This window comes from Luteibacter rhizovicinus (genome assembly GCF_004342265.1).
Taxonomy (GTDB): domain Bacteria; phylum Pseudomonadota; class Gammaproteobacteria; order Xanthomonadales; family Rhodanobacteraceae; genus Luteibacter; species Luteibacter rhizovicinus_B.
The window spans coordinates 269,885-284,183 of sequence record NZ_SMCS01000004.1; the positions used below are offsets into that span (position 1 = coordinate 269,885).

Annotated in this window: 13 protein-coding genes; 9 read left to right on the plus strand and 4 right to left on the minus strand. The window is 63.0% G+C overall.

What is annotated here, in order from left to right; genetic code table 11:
* The first annotated feature begins 136 nt into the window (after positions 1-136).
* Entirely contained in the window at positions 137-427 is a 291-nt protein-coding gene (locus EC912_RS12045; protein ID WP_132144317.1) for a hypothetical protein, read from the plus strand.
* Between the two features lie 4 nt (positions 428-431).
* Here the strand turns inward: EC912_RS12045 and EC912_RS12050 are convergent, their stop codons facing one another.
* Entirely contained in the window at positions 432-800 is a 369-nt protein-coding gene (locus EC912_RS12050) for a response regulator (protein ID WP_165973580.1), read from the minus strand.
* A 168-nt stretch (positions 801-968) separates the two neighbouring features.
* On the opposite strand from EC912_RS12050, the gene EC912_RS12055 reads away from it, so the two are divergent.
* From EC912_RS12055 to EC912_RS12070, 4 genes are all read left to right on the plus strand, one after another.
* Positions 969-2,306 (plus strand): two-component system sensor histidine kinase NtrB, encoded by a 1,338-nt coding sequence (locus tag EC912_RS12055; RefSeq protein ID WP_132144327.1) that lies wholly within the window; start codon positions 969-971, stop codon positions 2,304-2,306.
* Between the two features lie 129 nt (positions 2,307-2,435).
* A complete protein-coding gene (gene motA, locus EC912_RS12060) occupies positions 2,436-3,290 on the plus strand; it encodes a flagellar motor stator protein MotA (protein WP_132144329.1) in 855 nt (284 codons plus the stop codon).
* A 9-nt stretch (positions 3,291-3,299) separates the two neighbouring features.
* Positions 3,300-4,331, plus strand: a complete 1,032-nt coding sequence (motB, locus tag EC912_RS12065; RefSeq protein WP_132144331.1) for a flagellar motor protein MotB — start codon at positions 3,300-3,302, stop codon at positions 4,329-4,331.
* A 290-nt stretch (positions 4,332-4,621) separates the two neighbouring features.
* Positions 4,622-4,864: a hypothetical protein gene (locus EC912_RS12070; protein WP_132144333.1), complete on the plus strand. Its 243-nt coding sequence runs from the start codon at positions 4,622-4,624 to the stop codon at positions 4,862-4,864.
* On the opposite strand, the gene murU is transcribed toward EC912_RS12070, so the two are convergent.
* Both murU and EC912_RS12080 read right to left on the minus strand, forming a co-directional pair.
* Complete coding sequence (gene murU, locus EC912_RS12075; protein WP_132144335.1) at positions 4,861-5,538, minus strand: N-acetylmuramate alpha-1-phosphate uridylyltransferase MurU; 678 nt, start codon at positions 5,536-5,538, stop codon at positions 4,861-4,863. The genes EC912_RS12070 and murU overlap by 4 nt on opposite strands.
* On the minus strand, positions 5,535-6,551 hold the full coding sequence (locus EC912_RS12080) for an aminoglycoside phosphotransferase family protein (protein WP_132144337.1): 1,017 nt from the start codon (positions 6,549-6,551) through the stop codon (positions 5,535-5,537). Before EC912_RS12080 ends, murU begins: the two co-directional genes overlap by 4 nt.
* Positions 6,552-6,805: 254 nt before the next feature.
* Between EC912_RS12080 and EC912_RS12085 the strand changes: the two genes are divergently transcribed.
* The 4 genes from EC912_RS12085 to EC912_RS12100 all read left to right on the plus strand — a co-directional run bounded on the left by EC912_RS12085 (position 6,806) and on the right by EC912_RS12100 (position 10,604).
* Positions 6,806-8,383 (plus strand): flavin monoamine oxidase family protein, encoded by a 1,578-nt coding sequence (locus tag EC912_RS12085; protein WP_132144679.1) that lies wholly within the window; start codon positions 6,806-6,808, stop codon positions 8,381-8,383.
* On the plus strand, positions 8,380-8,778 hold the full coding sequence (locus EC912_RS12090) for a c-type cytochrome (protein WP_207906829.1): 399 nt from the start codon (positions 8,380-8,382) through the stop codon (positions 8,776-8,778). The genes EC912_RS12085 and EC912_RS12090 overlap by 4 nt, the downstream gene beginning before the upstream one ends.
* A complete protein-coding gene (locus tag EC912_RS12095; RefSeq protein WP_132144339.1) occupies positions 8,775-9,263 on the plus strand; it encodes a RidA family protein in 489 nt (162 codons plus the stop codon). Before EC912_RS12090 ends, EC912_RS12095 begins: the two co-directional genes overlap by 4 nt.
* 63 nt (positions 9,264-9,326) lie before the next feature.
* The gene (locus EC912_RS12100) at positions 9,327-10,604 is read left to right on the plus strand and encodes a nucleotide sugar dehydrogenase (RefSeq protein ID WP_132144341.1); all 1,278 of its coding nucleotides are present in this window, start codon (positions 9,327-9,329) and stop codon (positions 10,602-10,604) included.
* A 584-nt stretch (positions 10,605-11,188) separates the two neighbouring features.
* Here the strand turns inward: EC912_RS12100 and EC912_RS12105 are convergent.
* Positions 11,189-14,200, minus strand: a complete 3,012-nt coding sequence (locus EC912_RS12105; protein ID WP_132144343.1) for a TonB-dependent receptor — start codon at positions 14,198-14,200, stop codon at positions 11,189-11,191.
* Positions 14,201-14,299 lie beyond the last annotated feature (99 nt).

The following is a 14,299-nucleotide window of genomic DNA, read 5'->3' on the forward strand; positions in this document are numbered from 1 at the left end:
GTGCAGACAAATGTGACGTCGACGCTTGTAGGAAATACCCTACAAAAGTGATCCCAGCAAGTGCCCATTTTCTGAACGGCAGGGGTGGTCGCGCGCTAAACTACCGGTTCACATCCTCCCCGTGCTGGAAAGAACCATGGCCGAACGCGCCTTCCCGAACTTTGTGATGCGATCTGGCGCCAGCAAGGACGGTTCCCGCTATACGGCGTATCTGTCGGTTCATCCCAATGGCCCGGGCTTCCCGCAGTACTTCACGGTGTACGACAACCGGAGTTTCCGCGAACTCGGCGTTGCCGAAGCGGCGGCCGAGAAAGCGCTCGGACTGGTCCTGGATGTCGAGGAAGACGGTACGCCGGTCTTCGCGGAAGGGGAGACCGGATTCGACGACGACCGGCCGGGCGAAGAAGAAGCCGAGGAGCGCGACTAGGCGCTCAGCTGTGCAGCGCCGCTTCCACGGCCTGGAGAAGCTGACGGCGGTCGTAAGGCTTGGGCAGGAACGACGTGCGGATGCCGATACGGTGCTCTACGCCGCCCACGTCGCCGGACACGACCAGTACCGGGATGCTCAGTCCGAGGCGGCGTAGTTCGTTCAGCATTTCGATGCCGTCCATGTCGCCGGGCATATTCACATCCGTAAAGACGAGGCCGATGTCCGGATGTTCGCGGACGGCAGAAAGCGCATCGGTGGCATTGGACGCCGTGAGTACGTGGTAGCCCGCCAGTTCGAGCATGAAGCCCGTGATATCCAGCACGTTCCGGTCGTCCTCGACGATGAGTACCGTGGCTTCGTCTGACTGCATAGGGATCTCATTGCGAGGCGTCGGCCGGGAATGTGTCCCACCTCGCGTCGGTAAACCGTGACGCCTTTGGTACAACGATGGACGCCGCGCGGCGACAACCGGACTTGACACTCCGCCGACGCTGCGTCTCCATACGGGTCGACACACAAAAAAAGCGAGCATTCCTTCGTGGCGAACAGTACCGACGGCAAATACCGGGAGTACGTGGAAGCTTCCGCCGATTGCATAAAGGAGCTCGATCCGGATGGTGTCATCCGTTTCATCGGCGGCCGCGGTGCCGCGGTGCTCGGGTTCGACAATCCGGCGGATGCACTGGGCGTGTCGTGGATCGACCTGTGGCCGGCGGACGCCCGCGAGATGGTGGCGCGCTCCCTTGCCACTGCGCGGTCGGGCACCCGCGTGACGTTCGCTTGTACGCGGCCGTCGCCCGGCGGCGCGCTGCGCTGGTGGGATGTGTCCGTGACGCCGGTGCTGGCCGACGACGGCTCGTTCGATCATTTCATCGTCATCAGCCGCGACATCACCGATCGGGTGCAACTCCAGGTCGCGCTGGAGTCGATCAACGAACGGCTGCAGGACAAATTGAACGAGACTGTGGCCAGCTCGGTATCCGCCACCAGCCGTTACGGAACGTTGCTGGAGCGCCTGGCGGCCGAGCATGACGCGCTCGAGGCGGCGGAGCGGCGGCTCGCCCAGGTCAGTACCGAGCTGAATATGGCGACGACCGCGCGCCGGCTCGCCGAGGAAAGCGCCCGGCAAGCGCACAGGCAGCAGGCGATCGGGCAACTGGTCGGAGGCATTGCCCACGACTTCAACAACATGCTGCAGACCGTCATCGTCAGTCTGAGCGGACTGGAAGAAGACATCGAGTTGCTGGCTCCCCAGCATCGCAAGATGCTCCGCTATGCCGTCGAGGGTTCCCGGCATGCGACGGCGCTGACACGCCGCCTCCTTGCGTTCGCAAGGACGCATCCCGCACATCCGGAACCGCTAGACCTGGTGCAGGTGGTCAACGAGTTCGGCGATTTCGCGCGGCACGGCATGGGTGGGCGTATTGGATTGGTCGTCGAAACGGCCGAGGAGCGGCTCCCCGCGTATCTGGACCGTCACGCCCTCGAGCAGGCGCTCATGAATCTGTGCCTGAACGCTCGCGATGCGATGACGGCCGGCGGTACGGTGCGCATCGAGCTGTTCGCTCGGGAGTTGGTGGCGATGCCGGGCGTTTCGTTGCGCGACCGCGGGGCGGGCCGCTACGTCGCCATCGCTGTGAGCGACAGCGGCGAGGGGATGAGCGAAGCGGTACGCCAGCGCCTTTTCGAGCCCTATTTCACGACGAGAGCCGGCGGCAGCGGCCTCGGCCTGGCCGAGGTGTATGGCAGCGTGGCCCAGGCGGGCGGTTTCATCGAGGTGGAAAGCGAAGCCGGACGGGGCACCAGGATTCAGCTGGTCTTCCCGCGTTACTTCGGCGTCGTGGAACCGATGAGCGATTCCGTGCGGAAAGTGTGACGAAAGTCGCTCAACTCATGGAGATCGCTGCCGATAAGACCTCAGAGATGCTCTGAATACGTTTACGCGGGCCTTGTTGCCTGTCACTCATTGCCGTTCGGAGCGTCCCTGGCTGAGAGGAATGTTTTCATGTTGGTCATTATCGGTTCCATTATTGTCCTCGTCAGCGTACTGGGCGGTTACGTACTTTCACACGGCACCATCGGCGCACTATGGCAACCCTACGAACTGCTGATCATCTTCGGCGGCGCGCTGGGTGCGTTCATCAGTGCCAATTCGATGGACATCGTGAAGGGCTCGCTGCGCGACATCGCCGCTCTTTTCAAAGGGCCGAGGTACCGCAAACAGGACTACGTCGATCTGTTGTCGCTGCTTTACGACATCTTCGTGAAGATGCGTAAGGAAGGGCAGCTGGCGATGGAAGAGCATATCGAGAACCCAGCGACCAGTTCGCTGTTCTCGGCCTATCCGCGTCTGGTCGCCGAACACCATCTGGTCGACTTCATCACGGACTGCCTGCGTCTGATCGTCGGCGGCAGCATGGACCCGCACGAGCTCGAACAGTTGCTGGACATCGAACTGGAAACCCATCATCACGAAGCGGTCGCACCCGCGCACGCCGTCCAGAAAATGGCCGACGCGCTGCCCGGTTTCGGTATCGTCGCGGCGGTTCTCGGCATCGTCATCACGATGAAGTCCATCGATGGCGATGCCGTCGTTATCGGCGAGCACATCGCTGGCGCGCTGGTGGGCACGTTCCTGGGCATCCTTCTTTGCTACGGCTTCGTCGGACCGCTCTCCGCGGCGATGGAAGCGCGGGTGTCAGAAGATGGCAAAGCATTCGAATGCGTAAAGGTCGGTCTTCTTGCCTCGCTTCGCGGTTACAACCCGATGGTTGCGATCGAGTTCGCCCGCAAGTCGCTGACATCGAGGACGCGCCCGAACTTCCAGGACATGGAAGCGCACCTGAAAGCCGTTCGTTAAGCCGTCGCCATGTCCGAACTGAAACAGGTCATCATCGTCCGGAGACGAAAGAACCGCGGCAGCGGCCATCACGGCGGTGCGTGGAAAGTCGCCTATGCCGACTTCGTCACCGCGATGATGGCGTTCTTCCTGGTGATGTGGCTCGTCGGCGCCGGCACGAAACAGCAGCGCGCGGCGATCTCCGAATACTTCAGAAATCCCAGCATGACGCAGGGACAGTCGACCATGGCGCCCTCGGGCAGAACGGGTCCCGGTGGCGCGAGTACCAGCATGATCAAGCTGGGTGGCGCAATGAACCTGCCCACCGGTCCGGGCAAGGAATCCGCGTTTGCTCCGCCTAGTGCCGAGGAAGCCGAGAAGCTGGCGAAAGAAAAGGAAAAGAAGCGCCTCGAACAGTTGATGAAGGACCTCAACGAAGCGATCGCCAAGAGTCAGGCGATGGCGCCGTTCAGGGATCAGCTGTTGCTCGACATCACGTCCGAGGGGCTACGCATCCAGATCGTCGACAAGCAGAACCGGCCCATGTTCGACATGGGCAGCGGTGCTTTGAAATCCTATACCGTCCAGATTCTGCACGAGCTGGCAGGGTTCGTGAATCAGGTGCCCAACCAGATCAGCATCTCGGGCCACACGGACAGCGCACCCTATGTCCGGGCGGACAGCCAGTACGGCAACTGGGAACTGTCGGCCGATCGCGCCAACGCCGCACGACGTACGTTGACCGATGGCGGCATGCAGGCGGCCAAGGTGGCTCGTGTCGTGGGTCTCGCGGCATCGGTTCCGTTCGACAAGAACGATCCCTCGGCCGCCATCAATCGCCGTATCAGCATCGTCGTCATGACCGAGCAGGCGGCCAGGGCCGCTTTGTCGTCGGAACTGGTGTCCGCGCCCAGGGCGCTGCCCAGCGTACCGGTCCTTCATCCGGCCGAACCCGGGCACGCTGGCGCTGGCGTGCCAGCGGCACCGGCATCGCACGCGGCCGAGGTGTCGACCCGGGAATCGGCAGCACCGCCTCCGGCGCCGCCTCGGGCACCGATCTGAACGACGTACGTCAGGCGATCTGAACAGGTATGCGATACGAGGGGCGTCGTGACGATGTCTCCATCCGGATGCCGCCGGATTTTCGCCAGCGATAAACGTTTGGACGTCCAATTGACGTAGCGATGGAGCGAGTCGGCACGCTGCTGGCGGCAGGTCGTGCCGGAAGCTCGATTTGACGTGCAACCTCCGTAACTTAGCACGGCATGGCGTGCCGAATCCCTTGTGGCGACCGGCGCTTGCGCTCGGCTCCCGCGGGGCGCAGGATGGGGCAACAGGGGAAGGAGCAACTAGTGAATAGCAACAGTAATAGTCACAGTAAACTTCGTGTTGTCGCCAAGGCGATGAAGCAGGACGACGATACCGGTCAATCGGTCTATCGTTCCAGCTATCGTATTCTCGATGCGCAGGGCGAAGAGATCGAAACCAGAACGGGCACCCATGCTTACAGCGATATCACCAGTGCTTACAACGAAGCTTTCGCGCTCGGACACGAGCGGCTGAAGCTGCTCGGCGCCGAAGATGCGGTAGTTTAGTCGCGAAGCCGCGCATCGAGTTCGTCCCGTTGTGCGGGCGTGCCGATGTTTCGCCAGAATCCGTCGTAGCGTTCGCCACGAAGCGTCTTTTCTTGCATGGCGCGTCGATACATCGGTAACAGTTTGAACCGCCCCGGTTCCTGACCGCTGACGATCTCGCGTCGATACACACCGATATTGCCGAATGTCAGCCGTTCGGCGGCGGCCGGCGCATCGTCTTCATAAAGACGTCCATCCGCGAGCGCGAAGTCCCCATTCGCATGCCAGTCGGGATTGGGAACCATCACGAGGTGAGCTACGCCATCCGGTTCGGCTGGAAGCGACGCGTAGTCGAAGTCGCTGTAGATATCGGCACTGACCACGATGAACGGTTCGGGCCCGAGCAGCGGTAATGCGTTGAGGATGCCTCCGCCGGTTTCGAGCGGTTGCGGCCCTTCATAGGCGTACCGGATACGCATGCCCCAGCGCGAACCGTCGCCCAACGCAGCGGGAAACTGATCGGCAAGATGCGATGTGTTGATGACGACATAACGTACGTCGGCGGCCGCGAGCTTTTCCAGATGCCACACGATAAGCGGCTTGCCACCGACCTCGAGCAGGGGCTTGGGCGTGTGCGTCGTAAGAGGGCGCATGCGCTCGCCGAGCCCGGCGGCCAGGATCAGGGCATGCCTCATGCTTCGAGCGGCCGGCGGATGTCGCGGCTGGCTGCTTTTCGTTCGATCAGATCGGCGAAGTCCGCCAGTTCGTGATGGCGCCGCGCGACGTCGAGTACATAGGCGAGTACGCGTGGCAGATCGTCGAGATAGCCGGCCTTGCCGTCGCGATACCAAAGGCGGCAGAAGAGGCCGAGTACCTTGATGTGCCGCTGCAATCCGGCCAGGTCGAACCAGCGTCGGAAGCGGTCGCTGTCGATGTCTTCGCCGATGATATGCGTGTGGAGCAGGCGCAGACGGTAGCCTTCCACCCAGCCTTCCACGCGTTCGTTGTCCCAGGCGATATAGCAGTCGCGCAGGAGCGAGGCCAGATCGTAGGTGACCGGTCCCACCATGGCACCCTGGAAATCGATGATGCCCGGGTTATGCGGCGGACAGATCAGCAGGTTGCGGCTGTGATAATCGCGATGCATGAAAGTGCGCGGCTGCTCCGCGATGCCATGCATGATCGTGTCGAACGCCGCTTCGACGACATCCCACTCGTCGCACGATATGGGCAGACCGAGGTGCTTTTCGATGAACCATGTCGGCATGATTTCCAGTTCCATGGTCTGCCATGCGCGGTCGAACGCGGGGAGATCATGGGTGTCGACTTGCGTCTGCATGTGGACCAGAGCATCGAGCGCGTCGGCATAGAGGGCGTCGACCGACGAGGTGTTCAGCTCCGGCAGGTACGTGCGCGTGCCCAGGTCCTCGATAAGCAGGAAGCCTTGCGTCGCATCGACGGCCTCGATGGCCGGAACGTGCAGGCCGGCAGCGGCGAGTCTGCCGCCGATGTCGATCCACGGCGCGGGATTTTCCTGCGCGGGCGGCGAATCCATGACGATGACGGTGCGGCCATCGAGGTCGCCTCGCCAGTAGCTGCGAAAGCTGGCGTCAGCCGAGGCGGGTACCAGCGCGAGGCCAGGGTGGCCGGTGGCGGCACGGGCCCAGGCGAGGCGGGCGGCGGAGCGGTCGGTGGATGTTGTGGGCATGGGCGAATGATAGCGAAGCGGGGGTTGGGGGATGGGTAGTGGGGGCGTGTTTCCGACGAACGCTTGAGGGAACGACAATCGCCCGGCGAACGCTACGTCTGCTGGGCGATTGTCATTCCCTCGGACAATCGCCGGAACCACGCCCCCACTACCCATCCCCCAACCCCCGTTTTCCCCGTTGTCGCCATCCGTTTCTTGTGCTTTGCTTCAGGCAGAGGGGAGAGACCATGCCAGATAACGTCAGTTCGTTACCCATGACCCGCAGGCAGCTCCTGAGGATGATCGGCGTCGCCGGGAGTGGGGCGCTGATGTATCAGGCGATGTCGGGGCTGGGTTTCGCCGCCGAGTCGACGTACCGGCGGCCGCCGCCGCTGACCGGCTCGGGCAACGGCGCATCCGTGCTGATTCTTGGCGCGGGCCTGGCAGGGCTGGTCGCGGCGTACGAACTGCGCAAGGCCGGCTACAAAGTTCAGGTACTCGAATACAACCAGCGCGCGGGCGGCCGGAACTGGACCCTGCGCGGCGGCGATACGTATACGGAACTCGGAGGCCATACCCAGACCTGCCAGTTCGACCAGGGTCAGTACTTCAATCCCGGGCCGTGGCGCATTCCCTATCACCATTACGGTGTGCTCGATTACTGCCGTCAGCTGGGCGTCGCGCTGGAGCCGTTCGTACAGGTCAACCACAACGCCTATTTCCACGGCCGCGATGTCTACGGCGGCAAGCCGCAGCGACTGCGCGAGGTCAAGGCCGACTTTCAGGGCGGCATCAGCGAACTGCTGGCCAAGGCCTCGTCGAAAGGGCGGCTCGACGACCTGGTAACGAAGGAGGATCGCGAGATCCTGCTCGAGGCACTGCGTCAGTGGGGCGGCCTCAACAAGGACTTCGCTTACGCATCCGGCATCGAGAGCAGCGAGCATCGCGGCTATACCCGCGACGCGGGTGGCGGAGCACTTGGCAAACCCGAATTCTCGAAGCCGGCGAATCTGCACGACGTGCTCAACGCACGGTTGTGGAGCAACATCGCCGCCAGCGATCAGTACGAATACCAGACGACGATGATGCAGCCGGTTGGCGGGATGGATGCGATCGCCCGCGCCTTTACCCGCGAAGTCGGCAGTCTTATCCGCTACGGCGCGAAGGTGACCGACATCGCACAGGACGGGCAGGGCGTCACCGTCACCTGGGAAGACACGAAAGCGCCAGGCACGAAGCAGCAGTCGAAAGCGGACTGGTGCCTGTGCACCATACCGTTGTCGATCCTGAGCCAGATTCCCATCCAGGTAGGCAGCGCGATGTCGGCCGCGATCGGCGCCGTACCCTATATGTCTTCGTCGAAGGTCGGGCTTCAGTTCAGCCGGCGATTCTGGGAGGAAGACGATGCCATCTATGGCGGCGTGTCGTTCAGCGACCTGCCTATCGGCATGTTGTCCTATCCCAGTCACGGCTTCGGCACGAAGAAGGGCGTCCTGCTGGGCTCGTATACGTTCTTCACGGAAGCATTCGAATTCACGGCGCTCGATCCGGCCGAGCGGATACGCAAGGCCCTCGAATACGGACGGCAGATCCATCCGCAGTACGACAAGACGTTCGAGAACGGCATGGCTGTCGCCTGGCATCGCTCGCCTTTCACGCTGGGCTGTTTCGGCTGGTGGACCGACGAGAAGCGCGAGAAGCATTACGCCGATCTGTGCGCCGTCGACGGCAGGATTGCACTGGCCGGCGAGCATGCCTCGTATCTTCCCGCATGGCAGGAAGGCGCGATTCTCTCGTCGCTGAGCGCCATCGACCAGTTGCATCGACGCGCACTCGCGGGAGGCCACGCATGATGCGCATGCCGATCTTCGCGGTGACCCTTGCGATCGCGGGCATGGCGCATGCCGGACACGACGATGCCTTCATCGACCGGAAAGACGCTGCGACGGTGGATGGCCGGACGATCTTTACCCACCTGTGCCAGGCCTGCCACATGGCCGACGGCAAGGGCGCAACGGGTGCGGGAGCCTATCCCGCGCTCGCCGGCAATCCGAAGCTGCTGGCGCCTCTCTATCCCGCCGCGATGGTCATGAACGGTCGTGGCGCGATGCCCGGGTTCGGCCAGATGTTCAGCGACGAACAGATCGCAAGCGTGGTGAACTACGTACGCACCCATCTCGGTAACCATTATCCCGATACCTTAAGCGCCGCCGACGTCAAAGCGCTTCGCCCACCGGAGAAACCATGAAAAACCTCGCGATGTTCCTGTCCGCCTTCATTCTTTCGACCTCCGCGTTCGGCGCGGACGTCGTCAGGCACAAAATCCCGAACAGCACGTTTCCCATTTCCGCGGCGGTCGAAATACCGGCCGGAAAGACCCTGGTTTTCCTGAGCGGTGTCGTACCTCCCGTGGCCGATGCTTCCGCGGCGAAGGATTCCCTGGCGGCCTATGGCGATACGAAGACCCAGACGGTTGGCGTGCTGACGTCCATCGAGAAGCAGCTCAAGGGCATGGGCCTGGGCATGGGCGACGTGGTGAAGATGCAGGTCTTCCTGGCGGGCGATCCGGCCAAGGGCGGCAAGATGGACTTCGCGGGTTTCATGGCGGGCTATACGCAGTTCTTCGGCACGCCGGCACAGCCGAACCTGCCGTCGCGTTCGGCGATGCAGGTCGCGGCGCTGGCGAACCCGGCCTTCCTGGTGGAAATCGAGGTCACGGCCGTCCGTCCCTGACGACCAGTTCCTGATCGGCGGTCCGACCATGTACGCTTCCTTTCTTTTAAGCTCGGTTGCGACATGGTCTCTACCTCGGATCCGCGGATCGGCATCATCGGCCTCGGCTACGTCGGACTGCCTCTGGCGGTCGAATTCGGCAGGCATTACGACACGCTCGGTTTCGACATCAACCCGGCGCGCATCGCCGAGCTTCGCTCGGGCCGCGATCACACCATGGAAGTACCGGCGGACGCGCTGACCGACGCGGCGCGCCTGCGATATACCGAATCGGTGCACGACCTGCGCGATCGCAATGTCTATATCGTGACCGTGCCCACGCCCATCGACGAGGCGCAGCGCCCCGACCTGGAGCCGCTGGAACGTGCGTGCCGCATGCTCGGCGAGTTGCTGACGCCGGGCGATCTGGTCGTTTTCGAGTCCACGGTTTATCCGGGTACCACCGAAGAAGTCTGCGTGCCGATTCTCGAGGCAGGCTCCAGTCTTAAGTTCAACGTCGACTTCCATTGCGGATACAGCCCGGAGCGCATCAATCCCGGCGATCACGCGCGTCGCGTCGTGGACATCCGCAAGCTGACGTCGGGCTCCACGCCGGAGGCCGCCGAGCGCGTCGACGCGCTCTATCGCACGATCATTCGCGCGGGCACGCACAAGACCTCGTCGGTGCGTGTCGCGGAGGCGGCCAAGGTCATCGAGAACGTGCAGCGCGACGTGAACATCGCGCTGGTGAACGAACTTGCACTGATCTTCAACCGGTTGGGCATCGACACGGAAGAAGTGCTGGAAGCCGCGGGCACGAAGTGGAACTTCCTGCCGTTCCGTCCGGGTCTGGTGGGCGGTCATTGCATCGGCGTGGACCCTTACTACCTAACGCACAAGGCGGAGGTCACGGGTTACCACCCCGAACTGATCCTCGCCGCGCGGCGTATCAATAGCCGCATGGGAACCTATGTCGCCGACCGCGTCATCCGGTTGATGAGCGAACGCCGTCTGCATATCGTCGATGCGCGTGTACTGGTGCTGGGGCTGGCGTTCAAGGAAAACTGCCCGGACCTGCGCAATACGCGCGTCGTGGACATCACGCGCGAGCTGCAGCACTCCATGGCCAGCGTCGATGTCTACGACCCCTGGGTCGATGCCGACGAAGCCGAACGCGAATACGGCCTGCGTCCGATCGTGCAGATCGAGGAAGGCGTCTATGACGCGGTCATCATCGCCGTGGCGCATTCGCAGTTCCGCGACTTCGGCGCGGAACGCATCCGCGCGTTCGCGAAGCCAGGCGGTGTGGTTTACGACGTGAAGTCGGTACTTCCGCAAAATGCGGTAGACGGTCGCCTCTGACGCTGTTGTTTTAGGGATCGGTGCGATTTATTTGGTTCTTTCTGCAATTCGGGAGGGCTCGGCTTCGCCATCGCTTTCGCGCTCGGACGTTTCGGGGAGAGCCGTCGGCCACCACCCTCGACGCTCCGGCTTCACCGTCGCTCGGGGAAGGAGAGCCGCTGCGCGGCTTTTGTCTGATGGCTTACGCCCCGTCGCGCCCGCGCTGCGGGCGGGGTTTTTTGATTCGGCCTCCCTGCCTCAGAAAAAACGGCGGACCGTCCAGGTCCGCCCCCTGCGGGCCTTGTCCGCCCGCCGCGCTCGGTTCCGCAAGTCGCGTCGAGGGTGGTGGCCGACGGCTCTTCCGGATGCTGCGATGACGTGGAGGAAAGCATCGCGTCGACGCACGAGCGTGAGGCGACCAAGTCACGGATAACACGAGCCGCCCAGCGACTGTCCTCAACCAAAGAGCGATGAGCTGCACGAGACCGTTCCCGCAGTGCGTGAAGAACCATAAAAAAACCCGGCCTGGGGGCCGGGTCCGAGATATCTCGAAGAAGTCAGCAACGCCGCGCGGAAGGGAGGTCCCGCGCGGCGCTTTGTCACAGTTACAGGTCGTAGCGAACCGCGAAGCGGAAGTAACGCGGGGCGCTGTAGGACGCAGGACGCAGGTACGTGACGACCGGAGCGCCGGCGCTGTTCTCGCCGACTTCGATCACGCTGGTCTTGCGCTGCTGAGTGAACACGTTGAACACATCGACGTTGAACGCCAGCTTGTGGTCGGCGAACGCCGGACGGTATTCCGCACCGAGGTTAAGCTGCTCGGTCCACGGCAGACGGCCACGGCTGCCACGGGGCGAAACCTTGCCATCGCAGTAGAAGTAGGCGGCGCCGTACTTGACCGGGTCGCCCGGAGCCACGCCGAGGCAGTTGACCGGACGGCCGGAAGCTACCGTGAGATTGGCGCTGAACAGCCACTCGGGGTTGTACTGGTAGTAGCCGTACGCCTTCAGCTGGTGCTTGCGGTCGTTCGGCAGCGAGCCGTTCGAGCCGACCATCAGTTCCGGTGCATCCCAGTCCTGCGTGACCGACGGGTCGCGCTGGCCGATGTCGGACTTCAGCATGCCTTCGGAGTTGCCGTAGCTGTGCGACCAGACGTAGTCGACCTTGCCGTACCACTGCTGGTTGAACTGGTGTTCGGCGTACAGGTTCAGCGCGACGTACTTACGCTTCAGCTCCGGGAAGCCGATGCCGTTGTTGGTGAAGTCTTCCTTGGTGAGCGTGACGTCGCGGAACGTGCCCTTGCCGTCCATGTTCACCTGGAACGTATTCGCCTTGCCCGGGTTGAACAGGTAGCAGCCCGACACGACGGCCTTGCTCATGTCGACGCTGTTGCGCTTGCCCCAGTTCGTGAACGGACGCGAATCGCAGAAGTCGTCGATCGAGCTCTTCAGCTTGCGGTACGTGCCCTTGGCGCCGACCGTCCAGTTGTTGTCGAACATCTTGTCGAAGCCCAGGATGTACTCGTCCTGGTAGTAGGCGCCCATGCCCTTGGCCGCGATGGTGCGCGAATCGGGGTTGGTGCCGTCATGACCGTTCGACGGGTATTCCTTGCCGTTCGGCTTGAAGCCGATCGGTGCGCCGGTGACCGGATCGATGCTGTCGAAGGAACCGAACTGGCGCAGGTAGTACGAACCCGACGCGGCACGCACGGCGACGTTCGACGGAATGGCCAGGTGGTAGCGACCGGCATTGCCGTAGATCTTCAGCGTCGAATCGCCGAAGACGTCCCAGCTCACGCCAAGACGCGGGGCCAGCTGATGACGCTGCTTGACGTAGACGTCGCCGCCGCCGTTGATGTTCTTGAACTGCTCGTTACGCAGGCCGACGTAAGCCAGCCAGCGGTCGGTGACCTGCCAGTGGTCTTCGATGAACTGCGCTTCCTGCACGGTTTCGACGTTCGATGCCGCGTAGTAGTACACGCGCTGGACATAGCGCTGGTTCGGCGAGAACAGTACGTCCGGATAGCCCTGGATCGTGCCGGTCTTGTTGGCGTTGCCATACGACCAGTAGTAGGAGCCGCCGTTGCCGCGACCCGATTCGGGGCCTTCGTACGAGTTGCCGGCGAAAGACTGCAGCGTCTGGTTGTCGAGACCCGCGCGGATGTCGTGATCGCCGATGCGATATTCGGCATCGAGGCGCCAGCCGTGCGTCTTGTCCTTGGCGCCCGGCGCCAGCAGCTGGCCAACGAGGTAGCAGCTGGGCGGGAAGACGGCCTGACCGCCGACGGTGAAGCTGCCGCTGATGAGCGGGCAGCTGCCGCCGACGCTGTTGGTCGTCTGCACGTGTTCCGTGGTGCTGCGGCCGTACAGTGCGTTGATCGTCAGGTTGTCCGTGATGTAACCGGTGTACTTGGCGATGTAGACGTCGCCACCCGGCGTCGCGCCTGCGGTGCCGTAGTTCTTCGTGTAAGCCGAACCACGGTAAGCGCCGCGAGTGCCGGTGGCGTAGTTGTACGCGTAGATCTGGTCGGTATTGGTCGTCTTGTCGCTGAAGCCGGTCAGTTCGAGCAGATGGCTGTCCGTGATGTTCCAGTCGACTTTGGCGAGGTAACGCGACGTCTTCGTACTGAAGTCGGTATGCGTCGAAGCAGCGGTTGACCCGATGGTCATGCCTTCCTGCTTGATGAAGTCGCCGGTCAGGTAGAAGAACAGCTTGTCCTTGATCAACGGACCGCTGATGTATGCGGAGTATTCGGTGTTCCAGCTCTTGTTGCGCGCACGGTCCTGATACAGCTGACCATTGACCAGGTAGATGTCACGTGGGGAATCGCGCAGGCCGGTCGGCGTGTAGACGATCTGGCCGCCTGCCTTGAACGTGTTGCCGCCGCGCTTGGTGATCATGTTGACCACGCCGCCGGTGGAACGGCCGTATTCGGCGCCGTAACCGCCCGTGTAGATCTGCTGCTGGTCGATCGCGTCGTAGGGCAGGCTGGTGAGGCCCAGGCCGGTCAGTGCGTTGGTGACGGCGTAACCGTTCACGTAGTACTGGTTTTCAGCGGCCGAAGCGCCACCGAACGAAGCGACGTTGCCGTAGCGCGAGTCGCCGCCAACGGCACCCGGAGCCAGCAGCGCGGCGGACGTGACGTCGCGCGCGATGGGCAGCTTCTGCAGCTGTTCGGAGGTCAGCACGGTGCGCGAGTCGACCGACGAAACGTCGATGGCCGGCAGCACGTTGCCGGTGACCTGCACGCCTTCCAGCGTCTGGGCGCCGGTGGCTTCGGAAACGAACGAGACGTCCGTGCCGGTGCCGAGCTGGACGGCGACATCTTCGCGCGTCTGCACGACGGTGCCATTGCGCATGACCGACACGTCGTAACGGCCGACCGGCAGCGACGAGGCGCGGTAGCGACCGTCGGCGTCGACCGTGATGTCACGGCTGAAGCCCGTGTCCTTGTTCTGCAGGTGGACGACCGTGCCGGCGTCGGCCGCGGTACGTCCGAATACAACGCCCGAGGCGTTGGACTGCGCGTGCGCGACGCCGCCGATCGACAGACCGAGTGCGAGTGCAAGCGCGGTGGGCCGCAAAAAGCCGGTGCGGCCGTGGATGGATCTGATCATGCAAAGAGCCCCTGTCAGGCCCCGCGAACGGGGCCCATCTTTTTATGGATTGAAGTGCGATCGTTTGTGGTAACGACCGCGGTAGACAGCGTCCGCGTG